A 21,416-nucleotide genomic window follows, 5' to 3' on the forward strand; every position below is an offset into this window, starting at 1 on the left:
TATGGTTTTTTGGTTGTATGTGTGGGGTTGATTATGTCTACTACTATTGAAGAGAGTTTGGATATTAATGAGGTTGAAGATAGGTTTAAGGAGTTTTTCGAGAAGTATTATTCAACTGAGATTAAGGATTTAGTTGCTAAGTATCCAAATGAGAAGTCTCTTTATGTTCATTATAACTCTTTGTTGGAGAGGTTTGACCCTGAGTTTGCTGATCGTTTGGTTGAGGAGCCTGATAAGTTTATTTTGGGGGCTGAAAGGGCTGTTAAAAATACGGAGATTAAGTTGCAGCCTGTTATTGATAGTGGGGAGTCTCAGGGATTGAGTTTGAATGAGATTTTGAACAATATTAATGTTCGATTTATTGAGCTTCCGACTCGTTTGAGGACTCTTGCTCGGAATCTTCGAAGCCATCACATTAATAAGTTTGTTTCTATCGATGGTATTGTTAAGCGGGCGACCGAAGTACGGCCTAAATTGGTTAAGGGGGTTTTTAAGTGTCTTCGGTGTGGTAATGTTATGGAGGTTGGTCAGGAGGGAGAGTCTTATCAAGAGCCGTATCAATGTGCAGATGAGACTTGTCAAAGGAAGAATGCTTTTGAGTTGTTGGTTGATAAATCTGATTTTATAGATTCTCAGAAGCTTCAGATTCAGGAGCGGCCTGAGGATTTAAGAGGTGCTGAACAGCCTCAGGATCTTAATATTCTTGTGGAGGATGATTTAACGGGGGAGGTTGTTCCTGGTAATCGTGTTATAATTAATGGTGTGTTGAGGTCTTCTCAAAAGCAGAGTAGGAACAGTAAGAGCACTGTTTTTGATGTCTATGTTGAGTGTAATTCCATTGAGTTGATGGATCGTGAGTTTGAGGACCTTGAGATTACTGTTGAAGAGCTGAATATGATTGAAGATCTTTCTAGTGACCCTGATATCTATAATAAGATAATTGATTCTATAGCGCCCACGATATATGGGTATAGGGATGTTAAGGAGGCTATGGCTCTTCAGTTGTTTTCTGGTGTTGCTAAACAACTGCCTGATGGCTCTAGGATTCGTGGTGATATACATACGTTTCTTGTTGGTGACCCGGGTATTGGTAAGTCGCAGATATTGAGGTATGTTTCTAATTTGGCTCCTAGAGGTGTTTATGCTTCTGGTAAGAGCAGTACGTCTGCCGGGCTCACTGCAGCTGCTGTTAAGGATGAGTTTGGTGATGGTAAGTGGACTTTGGAGGCTGGTGCGTTGGTTCTTGCAGATAAAGGTGTGGCCACCATCGATGAGATGGATAAGATGAATAGTCGTGACCGTAGTGCTTTGCACGAGGCGATGGAGCAACAGAGCATCTCTATTGCAAAGGCTGGTATTACATCTACACTCAAGTCGAGATGTGCTTTGTTGGGAGCTGCTAACCCTAAGTATGGTCGTTTCGATAGGTATGAACCGATTGCGGATCAGATTGATATGGAGCCTTCTTTGTTATCGAGGTTTGATTTGATTTTTACTTTGACGGATAAACCGGATAAAAAGAAGGATGAGAAGATTGCTAACCATATAATTAAATCTCATTATGCGGGTGAGATTTCGATGAAGTCTGATAAATCTGGTGAAGCGGATACTGCTTTGGAGGATATAGAGCCTGCTATAGAGCCTGAGTTGATGCGTAAATACATTGCTCATTCTAAACAGATTACTCCGGTTTTAACTGAGGATGCTAAAGAAGAGTTGGTAGATTTTTATCTGGAGCTTAGGGAGATTGGTGAGGATGAGAATTCTCCTGTCCCGGTTACTGCTCGACAGCTTGAGGCTTTGGTTCGTTTAGCTGAAGCAAGCGCCCGAACCAGGCTTAATGAAACAGTTGAGGTTGTTGATGCTGAACGAGCAACCACTATAGTTAATAAATGTCTTAAAGAGGTTGGTATGGATCCTGAGACAGGTCAGTATGACATTGATATGTTGACAACTGGTACCAGTAAGAGCCAGCGTGATAAAATCAGGTTGATTAAGGAGGTCATTGAGAGTTTAGAAGGTGAGGAAGGAGCTCCTAGGACTGAGGTTATTAGTGAGGCTGAAAGTGAAGGTGTAGATAAGGATGAGGTTAAAGATATAATTAAGAAGTTGAGGGAGAAAGGAGATATTATAGAGCCAAGGCCTGGAAAGACCTTGCGTACAACTTAAATCAAATAATAGTTAGGGGTGTTTATTGTTGTTTATGAAAACTCATGTTAGGAGGGCTGAAACGATTGTTGCTGTTTGCGATGAAGATTTGGTTGGAAAGGAGTTGGCCGAGGAGGGTAGGAAGATCTCGATTCGGGAAAGTTTTTATGGTAGCGAGAGTAGGTCTAAAAAGGATATTAAAGAAGCGTTAAATAATGCAACTATAGGTAATTTGATTGGTAGGAACAGCGTTGATTTAGGAATCGAGGTTGGTGTTATCGATGAGGAAAATGTAATGGATGTATGCGGTGTTCCCCATGCACAGGTTGTTGTAATGGACTATTAATGTTGTAATGGATTATTAATGTTGTAATGGATTATTAATGTTGTAATGGATTATTAATGTTGTAATGGATTATTAATGTTGTAATGGATTATTAATGTTGTAATGGATTATTAATGTTGTAATGGATTATTAATGTTGTAATGGATTATTAATGTTGTAATGGATTATTAATGTTGTAATGGATTATTAATGTTGTAATGGATTATTAATGTTGTAATGGATTATTAATGTTGTAATGGATTATTAATGTTGTAATGGATTATTAAATAACTTTATAGTTTTGTTTTTTTGTTTGGTTTTTTAGTAGTTTTTGATTTGGCTGCCTGTTAGGAATGGTATGTTGTTTTTTTCGCCGTATTCTATTGCTTTTTCTTTTGGTAGTGCTTCTCCTGTTTTGTTGTCTAGCATTTCGCATAGTACCATTGCTGGTGTTATGTTTGCTTTCTGTGCCATTTCTATTGATAGTTCTGTTTGGCCTGTTCTGTTTTTTGTTAGTCCTTTAGCTGCTCTTAGTATTGGTACGTGTCCGGGGGCTCTGAATTGTTTTTCGAAGTTGTAGTTTTCTTTGTTTATTGTTGTTTCTACTGCTTTTGAGAGTTCTTTTGCTGTTTTGCTTCTGTCTTTGTCTGTTATTCCGGTGTATGTGTCTTTGTGGTTGACCCATATTGAGAAACTGCTTCTTTGGTCGTATGGTACTTTTTTGTTGAATTTGTATCCTGTTTGTTTTAGTATGTCTGATGTGTATTTTAGGTTGAGTTTTTCTGCAGCTTTAGGGGGTATTGCTACGCATATTAATCCTCCTCCGTCTCGTCTCATTCTGAGTATTGTGTTGGGGTTTGTGTGTTTGGCGGGTGCTACTATGTCTGTTTCTCCTTCTCGGTCGCTTGAGTCGTAGATTAGTATTGGTTTTCCGTTTTTGAGTTGTTTGATTCCTTTTTTTACGTTCATATTTGGACCTCTATTTTTACTTTGTTTTTTTCCAGTTTGTTTCTGAGGCGTTCTGGGGATATTATTTCTATTATGTCGTCTTTGTAGTGTGATCTGTTTGGCTGTATTATTGCGCTTTTTATGCCGTTTATTCTGGATTTATAGCATTTTGAATCTCCGAATGTACGTTCTCCTTTTTGGAAACCTTTTATCATTATTCCATTTTTTTGTTTGATTAGTTGGTATTTTTTTATGCTTTTTTTGTTTAGTTTGATGTTTAGTGTTCCGGGGTATGCTTTGAATCCAAGTTTCTGTTTGAATTGTTGTTGGTATTCAGGTTGGGATATATAGTATTTGCCTTCTCCTATTCCATCGATTACGTGGCCCTGTAGTGTTTTGGTCATCTCTAAATAAAATATGTTTTTATAGTCCTTGTATTCTTTTTTAAGTGTGTTATATCCTTTTTTGGATATTTTGATTATCTGTCCGTTTGTATCGACTTCTCTATTTATGTATTTATTTTTTTCAAGGTTGTTTAGACGTCTTGATATGGTTTGAGGGCTGTAGTCCAGTTTTTGAGCTAACTCGGTGTTTGTTGTTTTTTGTTTTTCTTGTAAAGCTATGGTTTTAAGTAACTGGAGGTTGTCAGAATCAATCATCAACTTCCCAAAAATGAGATGCCTTCCATAAATAATAAAACCTTTGTTTTTCACAAAACCAAAAAAACAAAAAACCAAACAAAAAAACATCCAGATAAAATAATGTTGGTTTTTATCTCCGTAAATATATTGTTTTAAAAACATCAAGTTTCAGGGAAGGTTGAAATAAAAAACGACCAAACCCGTTTTTCTCCAGAAATATTGAACGAAAAAACATGGAGAACATCAACACCTGGTGGAGGAAAAATAATGAAATTATTACTTATACATTCCGATCACTTCAAATATAAAGTCACAAAAGAAACCCCGGTTGCTGAAGACATAAGTGATGAATTGAAAGAAGGATTAATGGATGAAGTTTTAGCAGTTTTCACAACAGTAGAACAGACAGACGAAGAAAACCCAGAAAACATAGTCAAACAAGCAAAAAAAGAAATAATAGACGTACTTGAAAGCGTTAACGCCGAGAGAGTAATGCTGTATCCCTACGCACATCTAAGTCCAGATCTCGGTTCACCTGAAACAGCCGTCAAAATACTGAAACAACTAGAAAAAGAACTCCAAAACTCCAACATAGAAACACAGAGATCCCCATTCGGTTGGTACAAAGCATTCGAAGTAAGCTGCAAAGGCCATCCACTCTCAGAACTATCCAGAGATATAAAACCAGAAACAAAAGAAAAAGAAGAAACAGGAGAAGAAAAAAGAGCAGTACCCAGCGAATACCTAATACTATATCCAGATGGAACTGAAGAAAAAATCAACCCAACAAACTACGAAAAAAATGACGTAGAAAACAAACCCCTAAATAGATACATCTTATCCGAAGAAGTAAAAGGACAGCCATCAGAAAAACCACCATCAATAGACTCGATGAGAAAACTAGAGATCGCCGACTACGAACCATCGAGCGACCCTGGAAACCTAAAATTCTACCCAAAAGGCAGCTTGATATTCAACCTAATGAAAGATTGGGCACACGAAATAGCGGTCGACAGGTTCGGAGCGATGGAGATAGACACACCCATACTATACGACTGGAACGAACCAGATATCCGAGAACAAGGAGAAAGCTTCCACGAAAGACACTACATAGTCTCCCCACCAGAAGGAGACAAAGAACTAGTTCTAAGGTTCGCAGGAGACTTCGGGCTATTCAAAATGCTCCAAGACTCAATAATAAGCTATAGAGATCTCCCAATAAGAATATACGAATTCAGCAAGAGCTTTAGATACGAAAAAAGAGGCGAACTATCAGGTCTTAAAAGACTAAGAGCATTCCACATGCCCGACATACATTCCTTCACCGCCAACCTCGAATCAGGATGGAAAGAATACCAAGAACTATACAAAGAATACGCAGAACTCGCAGATGGAACAAACATAGAGTACGCAGTAGTATTCAGAGTCGTCGAAGAATTCTACAGAGAAAACAAACAAAAAATAACCGAACTACTCCAATACTCAGACAAACCCGCATACATCGAACTACTAAAAGAAAGAAAACACTACTGGGTAGTCAAACACGAATTCCAGGGAATAGACTCAACAGGAGGCAACAGCCAACTATCAACAGTTCAACTCGACATAGAAGACGCTGAAAGATACGGAATCACATACACAGACCAAGACGGACAAGAAAAAGGATGCATAATCTGCCACTCATCAATAGGGTCAATAGAAAGATGGATATACGAAATAATAGAAAACGCACATAAAATGGATAAACCAACACTCCCAACCTGGCTATGTCCAACACAAACAAGAATACTACCAATATCCAGCGACAACACCGAATACGCCGAAAAAATCCAACAAAAACTAACAAAAAACAACATAAGAGCAGACATAGACGACACAGACTCCAGCCTAGGCAAAAAAATCAGAAACGCCGAAATGGAATGGATACCATACATCATAGTAGTAGGGGACCGAGAACAACAAAACCAAGAAATAAATCTAAGAACCAGAAAAACAGGAAAAGAAAAAACAACAAAACTCAACCAACTAATCAAAGAAATCAAAGAAGAAACAAAACAAATGCCACACCGACCACTACCACTACCAAAAAAACTAAGCAAAAGACCAAAATTCATCGGTTAAAAAAGGGAAAAAACCCTTTTTAACCAACAAAACCCTTTTTAACCCTTTTTTTAATCAATAATCAAAACCTTCACGAGCCTTGACACCAGACTTCATATAATGTTTAACAGGAGTCATAACTGTAACAAGGTCGGCCACATCAATAATCTCATCAGGAGCATACCTACCAGTCAAAATGACCTCCATATCCTCCGGCTTTTTAGACAACAAATCAAGCACATCACCCACCTCGATCAAACCCTGATCTAAAGCAACATTCACCTCATCCAAAATCAAAAGCCGACAACCACCATTTAAAACCACATCAAGAGCAACTTCAAGAGCCTCATCAGCCTGTTCATAATCGATAGGTAAGGTATCACCCTTAAGCTTCCCCTCCCTACCAAACCGCTCAACACTAAAATTATCAAATTCATTCAAAGCCTTTAAAGCAGAATCCTCACGGCTCTTAAGAAACTGAACCATCTTAACCTTATAGCCAGCTCCAACCGCTCTCAACCCAGCTCCAAACGAAGAAGTAGTCTTACCCTGTCCTTTACCAGTATAAACACGAATATATCCAGTCGAAATAAATACACACCCACCTAAACACTAGTTTCCAACAAACATTACTCTAACTCCCCAAAACAACTCCTCATCCTACTTCACCAACTAAAAAACCGATAAAATAAAACAAAGAACACTAAACCAATAGACTGCATATACTAAAATACCTAACGCATCAAAACATAAAAAACCCAACCCACATATGTAATGTATATAAACCACTATACATATTTTAAATTGAACCTTAATACAGATACAGAAATATTCAAACTAAAACATAGTTTTGAGGTCTATTAATGAAAGAAGTTGGCATACTTATTGTATCATATGGCTCTAGAGCCGCATCGATGGTTGATGCTTTTTCACGTAGCGACAAATACGATGTAACATTCTACATCGCAGATAAACAAAATAATCCCTACAACTTAAAGATGGCTAAAATATCCGAAGGCGACCACGAAGTAACCGGATTAGATGTAAATAGAATATTCGGGTTCGCACGAAAATACAGAGACGAAATAGACTTCGGAATCGTCGGCCCCGAAGGACCCATCATAGACGGAGTTAGAGACAGAATAGAAAACGAACTATGCATACCGATCATATGTCCAACATCAAAATACGCATTAGAAGGAAGCAAAGTACGACAAAGAGAGATAATAGATAAAGTACACCCATCCGCAAACCCTGAATACAAAGTATTCAGCAAAGACCAATACCAAACCGAAAAAGAAGCAATAGAAGACTTAAATAAATGGATAGAACAAAACGGAATCGAAGTAGCAGTAAAACCAGACACACCAGCAGCAGGAAAAGGAGTTGGAGTCTGGGGAGACCACTTCACAACAAAAAAAGAACTGATCGAAGACTGGTTCCTACCCAACCTAAAAGGAGGTAAGGTCATACTCGAAGAAAAAGTCGATGGAGAAGAATGGAGCCTCCAGTTTATTTCGGACGGAACCCACCTAATACCAACCCCACCCGTAAGAGACTACAAAAGAGCATACGACCGAGACCTAGGGCCAAACACCGGAGGGATGGGCACATACACATACAAAAAAACACAACTCCCATTCATGGATCCTGAAGACTGGGAAGAAGGAATAGAAATCGCTAAAAAAATATTCATAGAACTAAAGAAAAACACAAGACCTGAAAACCTACGTGGAGTACCACTATACATGGGATACGTATCCTGCAAAGACGGAGTAAAAGCATTCGAAATAAACAGTAGATTCGGAGACCCCGAATGCCAAAACACAATGGCATTGATAAAAGACGACTTCGTGGACGTATGCCTCAAAATGATAGAAGGAGAACTAGACGAAATCAAATTCAAAGACAAATGCACAGTCCTAACATACGCAGTACCAATGACATACGGAAACGCAAGAAAAGAATACACAGGAACCAAAAAAATCAACCTACAAAACGCACATAGACTCAAAGAAAAATATGGAGAAAACCTCAGAATCCACCAAGGAAGCATGATAGAAGAAAACGGCGTCACAAAAACAGGAACCAGCCGAACAGTAAGCACAGTCGGAATAGCAGACACAATACAAGAAGCACGGGAAATATCACTAGAAGCAATAAGAAGAATAGACGGAGCCCTATGGAACCGATGGGACATAGCATCCAAAGAACACATACAAGAAAGCAAACAAAACATGAAAGAAATAAGAAAATAAAAAGGAAACAAAAATGGATTTCTTAAAAATAACAGACATAACCCCCGAAACCCTACATCAACTCATAGAAAAAGCAACAAAATACCGAAAAAACCCCAAAAAACATCCAAAAACACTAAAAGAACATAACATAGGTCTCTTCTTCGAAGAATACAGCACAAGAACCCGAGTATCCCTATCAGTAGCCGTTTCAGAGCTAGGTGGAACACCCCACATGCTAAACAAACACGAACTACAGATAACCAGAGGAGAAGAAATAGGAGACACAGCAGCCGTCCTATCCCGATACCTAGACGGATTAACAGCAAGAATGCTCGACCAAAAAGCCCTAAAAGAGTTCGCAGAAAAATCAGAAATGCCAATAATAAACGCAATGACCAAAAAACACCACCCATGCCAAACACTAGCAGACCTCCAAACCATAAAAGAAAAAAAAGGAAAACTAAAAAACCTCAAATACACATGGATAGGAGACACAAACAACGTCTGCAACTCAGCAATACTAGGAAACGCAATGACCGGAATAAAAACAACAATAGCAACACCCAAAAAATACCAACCAAACAAAGAAATACTCAACGAAGCACAACAATACAACCCAGACATCACAATAACAGAAGACCCAATACAAGCAGTAAAAAACGCAGACATAATATACACAGACGTATGGATATCAACAGGAATGGAAAAAGAAGCAGAACAAAGAAAAAAAGACTTCAAAGGCTACCAAGTAACAAAAAACCTCATAAAACACGCAAAAAAAGACGCAATAATAATGCACTGCATGCCAATAGACGGAAAAGAAATAACAAGACAAGTCGTAGAAAGCCCCAACTCAGTAATAATCGACCAAGCAGAAAACAGACTACACTCCTCAAAAGCACTACTAAACCACATATACCAATAAAAAACAAAACAAAACAAAAAACAAATTAACTAAATTGGTTTTTTCAACACCACCCCTGCAAAAACACTACCAATAAACCAAACACAAAAAACCACTAAAAATACCAAAAAGAAACACAGAAAAAAAACAACCTAATCCACTCCACCAATAGACCTCCACAACACCAAACCATTCCCCACCAACCTAAATAAACATAGAGAAACCATACCACCTGTATATCCATAAACAGTGAAATCGAAAAAACAGAGATTGGATTGTTTAGGCTTTATACAGCTATACCCTGTTTTTAAACTAAATTAAAGGGATTTAGATATCTATGTCCATGGCACCCTCCTCTCCCTGAAGAAGATATGTTTTAGCCCTGAATCAAGATGAAAATAAACTGGCCGTTAACTGATTATTTCTTGTTTTTGTTGGCCACCAATGTTTTTTTAGCTACCTTTCTAGCGTAAGTTAGGTCTTCGGTTTTATTGATGTTTATACTGAGTTTAGGGTTGTATGTGAAGATTTTTTTCTCTTTATCTGTTTTTCCAACGATGTTTAATCCAATGGGAGCAACTTCAACCCCCATATAATTAAATGTATCATCTCTATCCACCTTTTCAGGAAAGAGTTTTTTTGGAATCACTACAGTATATCCGCCATCGAAATCATTTTTTTCAGCCATCTTGATCAGGTTGTTTATGTGGTTTGGTTTTATGAACGGGATATCTGATGCAGTAGTTAAGAAAGGTGGTTTCAACAACCTAGTGATGTCCTGTAGGTCTTTTATGTATCCTGCTCCACGGGTCCGTATCATTTTTATGTCTTTTTTACGGCAGTATTTCCAGGTTTCAGGGGAGTTTTCCGAAACAGCAACATAGACATCGGTTAACTCAGACCTATCCAACTTGTCATAAATTATGTCTAAAAGCCTTTGGTTACCGATTCGTGATAGTTGTTTTTCTTTACGAGCAGTAAACCTACTTCCTTTTCCCCCGGCAAGCACAACACCTTTCATAACAACATCCCCCACAACAACAGTGTTGCAAACCTAGATGTCTCGTTGGATCCACCCATAACATCACCATTAACACCACCGATAGTGTTCTTGCCTAAACGAATAAACAATAAACCGATTAAAGGACCGATTAAAACCAACAACCCTCTCCATCCACCGACAACAAAACCAAGCAACAACGAGATAACAAACACAAAAGCAAAATCTTTTTTATCAAAACCCTTGATGAATCGGTTACCACTACCTTCATATGGCGATTGGCCGTAAGCAAGAATTGTTGACATACTGAATTTAGCGCTCAACTCACTGACAACTGCAGCTTGAAATAGAATTAAGGGACTATAAGACCCTAAAGCTTCAATAGCGACCAAACCAGTAAGCAAGACAATAAATATTGATAAAACACCGCCAATACCTACATTAGGGTCTTTCATTATCTCTCTAGCTGTTTCAACATCTACTTTAGCAAAAACAGCATCCATAAAATCCGATAAACCATCAACATGAAGAATACCGGTAACTAAAAAAATCGATATAACTGTTAGTATACCAGCAACCCAACTAGAGAAATAACTAAATCCAACATAACCAACCCCACCAAAAACTACCCCAATAAAAACACCAACAAAAGGCAGTAAATACGAACTATCTGCAGCCCTATCGAAACTAACCCCTTTAACAGGAAGTCTTGTAAAAAAACCTAATAAATCTTTAAAACCCAACAAACCAACTCCATTAAAAAACCGTAAGATAAACGGCCCCTTCCAATTCAAATGCACCTTCAACAAAATTAAAATTTTCGGAAACAAAAAAACACGAAAAAACATCAAACCCCGGAAAATATGAAAACACTGGAGACCATACCATACCTAGATGGATTGTGACAAATGCAGTCAAGAAGCTGTCATACACCAAAAATACTCAGGCCTACACCTCTGCCAAACACACCTTATGGAAAGCGTTGAAAGCAAAGTTAAACAGACACTTAGAAAAAACTGTGACATCCAACATGGCCAGAGAATCGGTATCGCTTTAAGCGGCGGTAAAGACAGCTCAGTGTTACTGCACATAATGCACCAAGTATTTGGTGAATGGCCAGACCTAGATTTAATCTGCATATCGGTAGATGAAGGAATAACAGGATACCGAGACCCATCTATAGAGCTCGCCACCAAAAAAACCAATGAACTAGATATAGAACACCACGTATACTCATTCAAAAAAGAGGTCGGATACACACTAGACGAAATATCCAACACAGTAGGAGATGAAAAAACATGCCGATACTGTGGGATATTGAGGCGCTGGATATTGAACAAAAAATCAAAAACACTAAACCTTGATAAAATAGCTATAGGTCATAACCTAGATGATGAAAGCCAATCGGCATTAATGAACTTCCTAGATGGTGATGTAGATCGATTAGCCAGACAAGGACCTGAAATCAACAATAAAAAAGGATTCATACCCAGAATAAAACCACTCCGAGAAGTCCCCGAAAAAGAAATCGGCCTCTACGCACTAATCAACAACAAAGTCGACGCCCACTTCGATGAATGCCCATACTCAGACTGGGCATTACGACAAGAAGCACGGAAAATATTGAACAAATATGAAACAAACCACCCTGGAACCAAATACTCGATACTAAGATCGGTAGACCAGATAGCACCCAACATACCCAAAAAAAACATCGACCTAAATAACTGCCAAAAATGCAGCGAACCCACAACAAACAAAAACTGCAGAGCATGTCAAATCATAAAAAAACTCCAAAAAACTCATTAAACTCCTGAAAACAAGAGATAGATTAACTTACCTTGTTCTTACTTTAACTTGTTTTTCGTTTATTATCTCTATTTTTATTTTTATTTTTATTTCTATGGGTTTTTGTTTGGTTTTTTTTGTTTGTGTTCTAATTTTTTTTGTTTTTGTTAGATAGAGTTAAATTGTGTTAGATACAATTTGGTAGTGTTTGTAGAGTTTGATTAAGAAGTTTTGTTTCCTATTGTTGGTGTTTGTATATGACTGATCTATATAATGTTGATAAGGATTTTATTAGGGATGGTAAGACTACGGATGTTTATTTAAATCGGACTGAAGAGATATTGAGAGATAAAGGTGTTAACCCTTTTGTTGTAGCGGAGATTACAGCTAGTGAGCGTGGTGTTTTTAGTGGTTTGGAGGAGGCTGTTTGTTTACTTGAAGGTTTACCGATTGATGTGTATGCTATGGAGGAGGGGACCTTCTTTATGGAGGGTGAGCCTGTTATGCGGATTGAAGGGAATTATCTCGATTTCTGCAGGTATGAAACTTCCTTGCTTGGGGTTTTATGCCATAGCACGGCGATTTCAACTAAAGCGGCTCGTATAAAGAAGGCTGCGAAAAACAGGAAGGTTCTTTCATTTGGCACTCGAAGGCAACATCCATCTATAGCTGGTTTGATAGAGAGGTCTGCATACCTTGGTGGGATGGACGGTATAAGTAATACCGCTGGTGAAGAGATGTTCGGAATAGAGGCAAGTGGAACAATGCCTCATTCACTAGTAATCTGTTTTAGAGATCAGGAAAAAGCTTGGAGTGCCTACAACGATGTTTTAAATAAAGATATACCGCGTATAATGCTGTGTGATACATATAGTGATGAGAAAGACGAGGTAATACGGGCAATTGAAGAACTAGGAGATGATTTAGATGCAATCAGACTGGACACCCCTAGTTCCCGTAGAGGAGATTTCCGCGAAATCATAATGGAGATTAGGTGGGAACTTGACTTAAGAAATAGAGAGGATGTTGAGATATTTATTAGCGGTGGCATAGATGAAGAAGATATATTAGAGCTCCGTGATATAGTCGATGGTTTCGGTGTAGGCACATCTGTAAGCGGTGTGTTCCCGATTGATTTCGGGATGGATATAGTTATGGTTGATGGTGAATATTCAGCCAAAAAAGGAAAATACAGTGGCAAAAAACAGGTGTATAGGTGGGAAGATTTCGATGACGCAATAATGATAGAAAAAGAAATACCACCAGAAAATGCAGAACCATTACTTGAAAAAATAATAGAAAACGGAGAGATAAAAACAGAGTTCTCTCTAGAGAAAGCTAGAAAAAAAGTACTATCAAAACTGAATAAAATGCCATTAGGGATGTTATAACCTAAAATAAAAAGCCTTAAACAAGACACCCTAAATACCAAAAAACCCCATGCTGGGGGTTTTTATTTATGATTTTCCAGCCAGTGTGGTTTTCCAATAAAATATTCGGTTAAAAACCTGTTGTTGACATCGAGAATTTCTTGGTCTTCTAGTATTTCAACTTCGGTTTTTATTAGGTCTTTACCGACACCGGTGAGTTTTGGGTCTTTGATTCTCTCTAAAATTATGTTGGTGGGTTTTTTTTCCTTTCTTTTTCTTTCTACAACCCATCTGTCTTCTTCGATGTAGGGTCCTGAATGTATGTCGTTATCTATATATTTTTCTAGGAAGCTTTGGCTATGTTTTTTTGATGTTACTGGGGGTCCATAGTGTTTTTCTACTGATGGAAGGTTTTTTTCTTTCAGTTCGATTAAGACATAAGCACCTGTTTCTCCGTTTATTTCGCTTCTTATTACATCGAAACCTTTGTTTTCGAGTAATTGCTCTATCCAGTTCGCTGTTTTCCTTAGTTGGGGGTAGAGTGTGTCATCCACCACTTCAGGTTTATCGAAGTCTAGTAGGATTAGTTTGGTTTTTCTCTTTTTAATTATCTCTTTTAGTTTTTTACTGTTGTATGGTTTTATTTTGCTGGGATAGAAGTAATCGGTTTTTGGGTTCTGGAGGAATAGGTGTGCTGCGGATGTAAATTCAGCCCATCTTTTTTTTGTTAATGCTGCGGCGACGTTTCGGTTGGGGTCAACTGGATCGATCACTATTAATGGGCCATTAAAACTGCTTGCTGTTTTATATCCTTTTATATCGATTGTTTCGCCATAACTCCATTTTGAGGCTTGTTTTAATGTGTTAGTGAATGTTGGGTGGGGGTTATCTCCATTTTTTTGGTAGTTTAACGCTAGTAACTCCGTTAGGTATCCTGAGAAACCACCGATTTTGAATTCGGCTCCATAAACCCCGATTCCCTTCATGAATCTTTTTAGTAGTTTTATACTGTTTTTTAGTTCTTTGTTTAGTTTATTGCTGACGTAGTCATCGTGGAGTGGTGTTCTGTCCACGGCTGAGGTAACTTCTTGGTAGTTTTCGGCTTTGTAGCAGGGAACTATGTCAACATCGAACTCCCCGAACCTAGCTGTTATGTATGGATGTTCGGCGAATTCTTCGACATAACTATCTGCGTGTTCGGCTGTCTTTCTTGCAAGCTTTAACCCTTTTTTTCTGAACTCTTTCTCGCTGAGGTTTTTAGGGAGAACTAAGAAGATGTCTATGTCACGGTCTCCTGAGATCCATGTTCCACGTGCAACGGAGCCTACTGTTCTCGGATTAACTTTAACCCCGATTTCATCGCCAACTATTTGGACAATATTCTTGACTTTATCGATCGTTTCAACTGCTTTCTCCCGCTCCCTATTACTTGGATCTACTTTATTCAAAACTTGGTTTAAAACGTTTTCCAGGTCATCCAACTAACTTAACCTCCTTGAGATCGGTGTACTCCGGACCCTCCGGCTTTAACTCACTTTTCTTTATCTTGACAACATCGAAGGTTGTTTCTCCAACATAAATACCCTCATTCTTCTTTAATGCATCAACTAACCTTTCTTTGTTACGACCGCTCTTAACTCGAGCTAGTGTTGCGTGTGGAACGAACTCATGCTCCTCTTCACTAAATCCAATAGAAACCATTTCTCTTTCGATACGTTTATGCAAGTCAACAACCTTTTCGCTACCTTTATCCACTCCCAGCCACACCACTTTTATGTAACCTATATCAGGGAACACACCAACCTCTTCGATAGAGGCTTTAAAACTATTAAAACCCTTAACAGCATTTTCAACACCGCTAACTACTTTTTTAAGTTGGTTCGAATCGATTTCACCAAGAAACTTAAGAGTTATATGAACTTTTTCTGGATCTACCAGATTAAGGTCGGCTCCACTAGCGGATAGTTCATGCTGTATCCTCTCAATCTCATCCTTAAATTCACTAGGCAGGTCAAGTGAGATAAAGCTCCTCAAACAAAACACCCAGTATATATTATCTCTAATACAGAAATATAACCCCACCACAAATACCGGTATATGCCAAATAAAATAGTGATGCAACACCAACATCAATACCCAACCCTAAAAAATAGAAACAAAAAAATATCGGTAATATAAATCCGATGTTCCTTATCGATGTATCGGTGATCTATGTTATGAAACTTAATTTTGGTGGTAAAATACCGTTAACAACGGTTGATTGGCCTGGTAAACCATGTATGTCTATTTATTTTAGAGGATGTAATTTCAGGTGTCCATACTGCCATAACCATGATATTTTAGAGGGTCTTGATGAAATTAAGATATCTAAGGTAGTGGAGGAGGTGGAGGAGTCGGCACGTTATATAGAGGGTGTGAATGTTTCTGGTGGGGAACCGACGGTTCAAATCGAGGTTTTAATGCATTTAGCTAGGCGGGTTAAAGACCTTGACCTTGGATTCGGTTTGCAAACCAATGGATACTATCCAGACAGGGTTTTGAGGTTGGTTGAATCGGGGTTGGTCGACTATATATCGCTTGACATAAAAGCACCTCTCGATAATGAGGAGTTGTATAGTGAGGTTGCTGGTGTTGAAGTCGATACCGATAGGATAAAGGAGACATTGAACACCTTGATTGATTTTAATGGCGAACGAGAAGTTACAACCACATTATTTAGAGGTAAAGTCGGTAGGGAAGAGGTAAATCGGGTTGTTAATGATCTAAAAGATATTAGATACGTACTTCAACAAGGTAGACCCGAAAGTGCTATGCAGATGGAGTACAGAGATATAGAGAAATTCACTAGAGAAGAGTTAATTGAAATCGCAAAAAAAATTGATTACCCGGAAATATTGATTAGAACATTTGAGAGAGGAGAGGAAATAATTTGAAGGTCATTGGATTTGTAGGACGGCAGGCATCAGGGAAGACAACTGCGGCGAAGTTTTTAAAAAACGATGAGATACCCGTAGTTAGAATGGGAGACACGGTTCGTAATGAAACACGGGAAAGAGGTTTAGAGCCAACTATAGAGAACATAGGTCAGGTAGCAAACGAATTAAGACAAAAAAACGGGCTTGAAGCTATAGCTGAACTAACAATCCCAGAGATTAAGGATAAAAAATCAAACCTAGTAATCATCGATGGAATAAGAGGTAAAAAAGAAGTAGATAGGTTTAGAGAAGAGTTCGATGAAAAATTCATATCTATAGCAATAAAATCAAGCCAGAAAACAAGGTTTAAACGAATACAAGAAAGAAAAAGATCCGACGACGCCGCAAGTTGGAGCGAGTTCATAGAGAAAGAAGAACGAGAAGATTCATGGGGCCTCGATGAAGCAATAGAAACAGCAGACCTAAAAATAAAAAACGAAAACAGCCTAGAAACATTTCAAGACCAACTAACAAAATTGGTAGAGGGAATAAAATAAATGACCGAAATAACAGTCGAAACCCCGATATACCCAACAGAAGAAAGTGAAAAAATAAAAAAACTCATAAAAAAACTATTCCCAAAGATAGAGATAGAGATAAAAGAAAGGGAGCAAAAAAAAGCCTTAGTCGCCTTTGGAAACAAAGAATCACTTAAAAAACTCAGAAAAAAACTCTGGGAACAAAAAATCCTAGACACATCAAGAACATACCTTCAAAAACAGAAACAAAACAACCTGACAACATTCTCCATAAACAAACAGTCAGCCACATCCGGTAAAATAAACATAAAAGAAAACGACATACTCGGAACAATAAAAATAACAATAAAAGAAGAAACCCCACAAAAACTCCAAAAAACAATAGACTGGCTAGCCCCCGAAACCGAAGACGGAAAACCGATAACTCAAACCTGAGGAAATCCCCATGGAAAACCCCATATACTTCGCTTCATTCAACATGCTAGAACTAGACCCCAGAGAGATGATAAAAAAAATAAACAAACACAACTTCGATGGAGTCGAAATACTAGCAGACGGAAACCACGAACTCAAAGGAAAAAACATAGAGATATTCAGAGAACTAAGCAAGCAAACACCATTATCCGTACACGCACCATTCGAAGGAATAAACCTAGCAAGCCTCAACGACGAGATATGGGAGAGATCGATAGAAAAAACAACCACCGCAATAAAAGGTGCAGCAAAAATAAACGCCAAATGCACAACAATACACCCCGGCCACCTAACCAGCGTCACAGTACACTTCAGAGACAGAGCCTGGAGAAGAACCATAAGAGCTTTCAGAAGACTTGCAGACAAAGCAACGGAAGAAAACACATCGATAGCGATAGAAAACATGCCCAAAATGGAACACCTATTCTGCAGACATCCATCAGAGATACAAGGATTCATAGAAACAGTCAACAAACCAAACCTAAAATTCACTTTCGATATAGGACATGCCCACACAAACAACAACCTCGAAAAATTCCTGGAGATAAAAAACCAAATAAACCACATACACATACACGACAACAAAGGAGACTTCGACTCACACCTACCAGTCGGTGAAGGAACAGCAAACATAAAACAAACACTAAAAGAACTAAAAAACTACAAAGGAATATACGTAATCGAAGGAAGAAACCTGAAGGAAGGAGAGACCAGTAGAGAAAAAATGAACGAATACACAAAACAAACACAAAAAACAGAATAACCAACCAACCTACCACCAGAAAACTAGATAGCAACAATTTTATTCATAAGTAACCACTAACATATATTCCCGGTGGGATAGCTCGGAGGGTTCGGCGTCCTCTGTAACCTAAAACCGCTGTTATGTAGGTGGCGAAGCTGGGGGGAAGGCAGAGGGACTATACTTAGGAATATGTCTCTAACGTCGATTCCTCGTCCTCTGGGACTGATGGTGGTATGATCTTCGGCTGGAGGGCCGATGCACATACCTTTATCATGGACAACGGCTCAGGCCCGGAAGGGAGCAGGCCATCCATGAACACGCAGTGCTCAGAGGGTCGCGGGGATGAGGAGGAGGCATATACACCGAGTGTAGTCGCTCTGTCAACCTTCTGGCGTTCCCACCGGCTATTGTCGGGGTAGCCAAGTCTGGCCCACGGCGCTGGTTTGCTAAACCAGTGGGCTTTACGCCCTCGCGGGTTCGAATCCCGTCCCCGGCGCTCTAAAATCTATTTTTTAGATTTTTTTTCTTTTTTTATGTTGCAATCTCTAGTGCAAATGTCCCTAGTGCAAATGTCCCTAGTGCAAATGTCCATATACGGTTTTTTTGTGTGTTTTTTTTTGAGGGCAATTTATTTATACGTTTAAACATAACCCGTTATGTGAGTTAAGACATAACGTATGGTGTGTAATAATGAAACGAAGAGATTTTTTAAAACTAATAGGCGGAGCCGCAGTGGGTGCAACCACCGTTGGAGTAGCTGGATGCCTAGATTTTAATGGAGATACTGGAGAACTACCACTCATAGCAGATAAAAAACTAACCTTAACAACAACTACAAGCACATACGACACCGGACTCCTCGATGCATTGAACGGGGCATTTGAAGAAAGATATGGAGTAAGCGTCGAAGCAGTTGCACAGGGAACAGGAGCCGCATTGGAAACCGCACGCCGAGGAGACTCGGACGTCGTCATGGTTCACGCAAGAGAACTAGAAGACGGGTTCTTAGAGGATGGCAAAGGCGTTAACCGAAGAGACATAATGTTCAACGACTTCATCATAGTCGGTCCAGAAGACGACCCTGCAGGGATACAGGGAATGGAAGACGCACCTGACGCTTTAGATAAAATAGCAGAAACCGAATCAACCTTCGTATCTAGAGGAGACAACTCAGGCACACACGTAAAAGAACTAGATATATGGGATCTCGCCGAAAACGAACCCGGAGGCGGATGGTATAGAGAAGCTGGTGACGGCATGGGTCCAGTACTTAACCAAGCAGATGGAAGCGATGCATATGCATTGGCCGATAGAGGCACATTCATATCGATGAAGGCCAACCTTGACTTACATATAATGGTTGAAGGTCCAATAGAAGACGGTCCAGAAATACTGGCAAACCCATATGGAATAATGGCTGTAAACCCAGGAGTCCATGATGACGTTAAATACGATATTGCAATGGCATACATAGGTTTCATAACATCCAAAGAAGGCCAGCAGATAATCGAAGACTACACAGTAGAAGGAGAGCAATTATTCTACCCAGAAGCAATTTCAGATAAACCAAACTTCCAGCAATACGTACCAAAGGAATGGAGAAAATAAAAACAACACTATTTTATTGAATTAATATGGACCTGGCAACCATTGCATTGGAACCACTGCACTACCTACCGTTTATAGAGGTATTTAGCGAGATAATGGACCTGATCGTAGCGTTGATTTCAGGGATTATAACCTCTTTCGTTGCAACCGTTTTAGGCCTAATCGGCATAGAGGTTGATTTCGGCTGGAACTACATAACCAGTATTATCTATGTCTCTCTGTATGTGAGTTTAACTGCGGTTTTTTTCAGCACGTTGTTCAGTATTCCAGTCGCAATGGTTGTCGGCTTCACAGATTTCCCTGGTAAACAACTTGTTGTTTCAGTAATAAACACCGGTATGGGTTTCCCAAGCGTTGTAGTTGGATTGGTCGTGTTGTTTGCCGTGTCTAAACAAGGTCCCTTAGGAACCCTTGACTTGATGTTTACAAAAGAAGCGATGATAATGTCCCAATTCGTTTTAGCAACACCAGTGATAACCGGAGTTGCCCTATCCTCAGTTATGGGGGTTAGGGAGGGTGTGCGTGACGCAGCATATGCTATGGGCGGTACAAAAATCGATGTTTCACTGGTTACAATCAAAGAGGCTAGAGCCGGAATTGTTACAGCAGTTTTAGCCGGCCTTGGACGCGCTATAAGCGAAGTAGGATCTGTTTTAATTGTAGGGGGCAATATAGCTGGTTATGATGGAACATCCATCACGAGGACATTAACAACCGCGATACAGCTTGAAGCAAGGCAAGGCAGATTTGAAACCGCAATGGTTTTAGGAGGTATACTAGTAGCACTTGTCTTACTTATAAATGGAATATTGATACGTCTTGGATACAGCCGTGTCTCTGGAGGTAAAGACTGATGTCAATGCTGAAAACCAAGAATAAAGATAAGTTTGATGATAAAGGAGTTATGGATCGAATCTCTCTCACAGATGTTAGTTTCGGATTCGATTCTCCAATTCTAGAGAACGTGAACCTTGAGTTAGAGAGTTCAGAGGTTCTTGCCGTAATCGGGCCGTCTGGAACTGGTAAAACAACTTTGCTGAGGCTTCTTTCACTTTTTTATAAACCAGATGAAGGGAACGTATTTTTCGATAACAAAGATGTTTGGTCGGTTTCAAAGAAACAAAGACTTTCTTTACGACGTAAAATCGGTATGGTTTTTCAAAGACCCAATTTATTCAATTCTTCGGTACACAACAACGTTAAATATGGATTAAAGGTCAGGCAAACATGGCGAGACCGGTTGAACCGATACTTTACCGGAGTACTCAACAAAAACACAGACCCCCGTGTTGTTGAAAAACTCCGGATAGTGGGGCTTGAAGACTACATCCAAAAAGATGCTTCATCCCTTTCTGGAGGTGAAGCTCAAAGAGTAGCCTTCGCCCGAGCCCTAGCCTACGAACCAGAATACTTACTTTTAGACGAACCAACCTCAGATCTAGACCCCAGAAACACAGCCATAATAGAAGAAGCTATACACAAAGCACGAGAGAAAGGAATTGGAATAGCAGTGGCAACACACGACATGAATCAAGCGGAAAGAATAGCTGACAGAGTTGCAGTAATAATAAACGGTCAGATACTGGAAGTTGGAGATGCAGAAACAATATTCAACAACCCAAAAAACCAAAAAACAAAGAGGTTTATAGAAGGAAAACTCGTCTACTAAAA

The 21,416-nt window shown here is 39.1% G+C and carries 21 protein-coding genes, 1 tRNA gene and 1 other RNA gene; 16 read left to right on the plus strand and 7 right to left on the minus strand.

What is annotated here, in order from left to right; all coding sequences use genetic code 11:
- Positions 1–33 precede the first annotated feature (33 nt).
- Together AMET1_RS05375 and AMET1_RS05380 are read left to right on the plus strand one after the other, a co-directional pair.
- On the plus strand, positions 34–2,169 hold the full coding sequence (locus AMET1_RS05375) for a minichromosome maintenance protein MCM (RefSeq protein ID WP_086637473.1): 2,136 nt from the start codon (positions 34–36) through the stop codon (positions 2,167–2,169).
- Between the two features lie 34 nt (positions 2,170–2,203).
- Entirely contained in the window at positions 2,204–2,494 is a 291-nt protein-coding gene (locus AMET1_RS05380; protein WP_236629459.1) for a DUF424 domain-containing protein, read from the plus strand.
- A gap of 300 nt (positions 2,495–2,794) precedes the next feature.
- On the opposite strand, the gene ribB is transcribed toward AMET1_RS05380, so the two are convergent.
- Entirely contained in the window at positions 2,795–3,442 is a 648-nt protein-coding gene (ribB, locus tag AMET1_RS05385; protein ID WP_086637475.1) for a 3,4-dihydroxy-2-butanone-4-phosphate synthase, read from the minus strand.
- On the minus strand, positions 3,439–4,080 hold the full coding sequence (locus tag AMET1_RS05390; protein ID WP_161490790.1) for a DUF120 domain-containing protein: 642 nt from the start codon (positions 4,078–4,080) through the stop codon (positions 3,439–3,441). The genes ribB and AMET1_RS05390 overlap by 4 nt, the downstream gene beginning before the upstream one ends.
- 249 nt (positions 4,081–4,329) lie before the next feature.
- On the opposite strand from AMET1_RS05390, the gene AMET1_RS05395 reads away from it, so the two are divergent.
- Positions 4,330–6,183: a threonine--tRNA ligase gene (locus AMET1_RS05395; RefSeq protein ID WP_086637842.1), complete on the plus strand. Its 1,854-nt coding sequence runs from the start codon at positions 4,330–4,332 to the stop codon at positions 6,181–6,183.
- Between the two features lie 54 nt (positions 6,184–6,237).
- On the opposite strand, the gene AMET1_RS05400 is transcribed toward AMET1_RS05395, so the two are convergent.
- Positions 6,238–6,753, minus strand: a complete 516-nt coding sequence (locus AMET1_RS05400; RefSeq protein WP_086637477.1) for a cob(I)yrinic acid a,c-diamide adenosyltransferase — start codon at positions 6,751–6,753, stop codon at positions 6,238–6,240.
- Positions 6,754–7,025: 272 nt separating this feature from the next.
- Between AMET1_RS05400 and AMET1_RS05405 the strand changes: the two genes are divergently transcribed.
- The gene (locus AMET1_RS05405) at positions 7,026–8,420 is read left to right on the plus strand and encodes a phosphoribosylamine--glycine ligase (protein ID WP_086637478.1); all 1,395 of its coding nucleotides are present in this window, start codon (positions 7,026–7,028) and stop codon (positions 8,418–8,420) included.
- Between the two features lie 13 nt (positions 8,421–8,433).
- Positions 8,434–9,327 (plus strand): ornithine carbamoyltransferase, encoded by an 894-nt coding sequence (gene argF, locus AMET1_RS05410; protein WP_086637479.1) that lies wholly within the window; start codon positions 8,434–8,436, stop codon positions 9,325–9,327.
- 397 nt (positions 9,328–9,724) lie between these two features.
- On the opposite strand, the gene AMET1_RS05415 is transcribed toward argF, so the two are convergent.
- On the minus strand, positions 9,725–10,327 hold the full coding sequence (locus AMET1_RS05415; protein WP_086637480.1) for an NTP transferase domain-containing protein: 603 nt from the start codon (positions 10,325–10,327) through the stop codon (positions 9,725–9,727).
- Positions 10,324–11,049 carry an adenosylcobinamide-GDP ribazoletransferase gene (gene cobS / locus AMET1_RS05420; RefSeq protein WP_161490791.1) on the minus strand — a complete coding sequence of 242 codons (726 nt, stop codon included), beginning with the start codon at positions 11,047–11,049 and terminating at the stop codon, positions 10,324–10,326. The genes AMET1_RS05415 and cobS overlap by 4 nt, the downstream gene beginning before the upstream one ends.
- A gap of 151 nt (positions 11,050–11,200) precedes the next feature.
- Here cobS and AMET1_RS05425 point away from each other — a divergent pair, with 151 nt between their 5' ends.
- Complete coding sequence (locus AMET1_RS05425) at positions 11,201–12,115, plus strand: TIGR00269 family protein (protein ID WP_086637482.1); 915 nt, start codon at positions 11,201–11,203, stop codon at positions 12,113–12,115.
- A 236-nt stretch (positions 12,116–12,351) separates the two neighbouring features.
- The gene (locus tag AMET1_RS05430) at positions 12,352–13,485 is read left to right on the plus strand and encodes a nicotinate phosphoribosyltransferase (RefSeq protein ID WP_086637483.1); all 1,134 of its coding nucleotides are present in this window, start codon (positions 12,352–12,354) and stop codon (positions 13,483–13,485) included.
- A gap of 62 nt (positions 13,486–13,547) precedes the next feature.
- Here the strand turns inward: AMET1_RS05430 and cca are convergent, their stop codons facing one another.
- Together cca and thpR are read right to left on the minus strand one after the other, a co-directional pair.
- On the minus strand, positions 13,548–14,945 hold the full coding sequence (gene cca, locus AMET1_RS05435) for a CCA tRNA nucleotidyltransferase (protein ID WP_086637484.1): 1,398 nt from the start codon (positions 14,943–14,945) through the stop codon (positions 13,548–13,550).
- Positions 14,938–15,498, minus strand: a complete 561-nt coding sequence (gene thpR, locus AMET1_RS05440) for an RNA 2',3'-cyclic phosphodiesterase (protein ID WP_161490792.1) — start codon at positions 15,496–15,498, stop codon at positions 14,938–14,940. Before thpR ends, cca begins: the two co-directional genes overlap by 8 nt.
- Positions 15,499–15,680: 182 nt before the next feature.
- Here thpR and AMET1_RS05445 point away from each other — a divergent pair, with 182 nt between their 5' ends.
- The 9 genes from AMET1_RS05445 to AMET1_RS05485 all read left to right on the plus strand — a co-directional run bounded on the left by AMET1_RS05445 (position 15,681) and on the right by AMET1_RS05485 (position 21,414).
- Positions 15,681–16,397 (plus strand): anaerobic ribonucleoside-triphosphate reductase activating protein, encoded by a 717-nt coding sequence (locus AMET1_RS05445; RefSeq protein WP_161490793.1) that lies wholly within the window; start codon positions 15,681–15,683, stop codon positions 16,395–16,397.
- Entirely contained in the window at positions 16,394–16,936 is a 543-nt protein-coding gene (locus AMET1_RS05450) for an AAA family ATPase (RefSeq protein ID WP_086637487.1), read from the plus strand. The genes AMET1_RS05445 and AMET1_RS05450 overlap by 4 nt, the downstream gene beginning before the upstream one ends.
- The gene (locus AMET1_RS05455; RefSeq protein WP_086637488.1) at positions 16,937–17,353 is read left to right on the plus strand and encodes an RNA-binding domain-containing protein; all 417 of its coding nucleotides are present in this window, start codon (positions 16,937–16,939) and stop codon (positions 17,351–17,353) included.
- 10 nt (positions 17,354–17,363) lie between these two features.
- Positions 17,364–18,155, plus strand: a complete 792-nt coding sequence (locus AMET1_RS05460) for a sugar phosphate isomerase/epimerase family protein (RefSeq protein WP_086637489.1) — start codon at positions 17,364–17,366, stop codon at positions 18,153–18,155.
- Positions 18,156–18,225: 70 nt separating this feature from the next.
- An RNA gene (ffs, locus tag AMET1_RS05465) (signal recognition particle sRNA) lies at positions 18,226–18,540 on the plus strand.
- Positions 18,541–18,546: 6 nt separating this feature from the next.
- Positions 18,547–18,633, plus strand: a tRNA-Ser gene (locus AMET1_RS05470).
- Positions 18,634–18,827: 194 nt separating this feature from the next.
- Positions 18,828–19,745 carry a substrate-binding domain-containing protein gene (locus AMET1_RS05475; RefSeq protein ID WP_086637490.1) on the plus strand — a complete coding sequence of 306 codons (918 nt, stop codon included), beginning with the start codon at positions 18,828–18,830 and terminating at the stop codon, positions 19,743–19,745.
- A gap of 95 nt (positions 19,746–19,840) precedes the next feature.
- Positions 19,841–20,599: an ABC transporter permease gene (locus AMET1_RS05480; protein WP_086637843.1), complete on the plus strand. Its 759-nt coding sequence runs from the start codon at positions 19,841–19,843 to the stop codon at positions 20,597–20,599.
- Positions 20,599–21,414, plus strand: coding sequence for an ABC transporter ATP-binding protein (locus AMET1_RS05485; RefSeq protein ID WP_201721291.1), 816 nt, complete (start codon positions 20,599–20,601; stop codon positions 21,412–21,414). The genes AMET1_RS05480 and AMET1_RS05485 overlap by 1 nt, the downstream gene beginning before the upstream one ends.
- Positions 21,415–21,416 lie beyond the last annotated feature (2 nt).

The sequence above is a fragment of the Methanonatronarchaeum thermophilum genome (assembly GCF_002153915.1).
GTDB classification, from domain to species: Archaea; Halobacteriota; Methanonatronarchaeia; order Methanonatronarchaeales; family Methanonatronarchaeaceae; genus Methanonatronarchaeum; species Methanonatronarchaeum thermophilum.

What these genes read in the sequence shown, in the direction of transcription:
- AMET1_RS05390 (WP_161490790.1), bottom strand. Translation starts at nt 4,080, where the DNA reads ATGATTGATTCTGACAACCTCCAGTTACTTAAAACCATAGCTTTACAA.
- AMET1_RS05430 (WP_086637483.1), top strand. Translation starts at nt 12,352, where the DNA reads ATGACTGATCTATATAATGTTGATAAGGATTTTATTAGGGATGGTAAG.
- AMET1_RS05395 (WP_086637842.1), top strand. Translation starts at nt 4,330, where the DNA reads ATGAAATTATTACTTATACATTCCGATCACTTCAAATATAAAGTCACA.
- AMET1_RS05460 (WP_086637489.1), top strand. Translation starts at nt 17,364, where the DNA reads ATGGAAAACCCCATATACTTCGCTTCATTCAACATGCTAGAACTAGAC.
- AMET1_RS05455 (WP_086637488.1), top strand. Translation starts at nt 16,937, where the DNA reads ATGACCGAAATAACAGTCGAAACCCCGATATACCCAACAGAAGAAAGT.
- AMET1_RS05415 (WP_086637480.1), bottom strand. Translation starts at nt 10,327, where the DNA reads ATGAAAGGTGTTGTGCTTGCCGGGGGAAAAGGAAGTAGGTTTACTGCT.
- AMET1_RS05485 (WP_201721291.1), top strand. Translation starts at nt 20,599, where the DNA reads ATGTCAATGCTGAAAACCAAGAATAAAGATAAGTTTGATGATAAAGGA.
- AMET1_RS05475 (WP_086637490.1), top strand. Translation starts at nt 18,828, where the DNA reads ATGAAACGAAGAGATTTTTTAAAACTAATAGGCGGAGCCGCAGTGGGT.
- AMET1_RS05480 (WP_086637843.1), top strand. Translation starts at nt 19,841, where the DNA reads ATGGACCTGATCGTAGCGTTGATTTCAGGGATTATAACCTCTTTCGTT.
- AMET1_RS05405 (WP_086637478.1), top strand. Translation starts at nt 7,026, where the DNA reads ATGAAAGAAGTTGGCATACTTATTGTATCATATGGCTCTAGAGCCGCA.
- AMET1_RS05375 (WP_086637473.1), top strand. Translation starts at nt 34, where the DNA reads ATGTCTACTACTATTGAAGAGAGTTTGGATATTAATGAGGTTGAAGAT.
- AMET1_RS05425 (WP_086637482.1), top strand. Translation starts at nt 11,201, where the DNA reads ATGGATTGTGACAAATGCAGTCAAGAAGCTGTCATACACCAAAAATAC.
- AMET1_RS05380 (WP_236629459.1), top strand. Translation starts at nt 2,204, where the DNA reads ATGAAAACTCATGTTAGGAGGGCTGAAACGATTGTTGCTGTTTGCGAT.
- argF (WP_086637479.1), top strand. Translation starts at nt 8,434, where the DNA reads ATGGATTTCTTAAAAATAACAGACATAACCCCCGAAACCCTACATCAA.
- ribB (WP_086637475.1), bottom strand. Translation starts at nt 3,442, where the DNA reads ATGAACGTAAAAAAAGGAATCAAACAACTCAAAAACGGAAAACCAATA.
- AMET1_RS05445 (WP_161490793.1), top strand. Translation starts at nt 15,681, where the DNA reads ATGAAACTTAATTTTGGTGGTAAAATACCGTTAACAACGGTTGATTGG.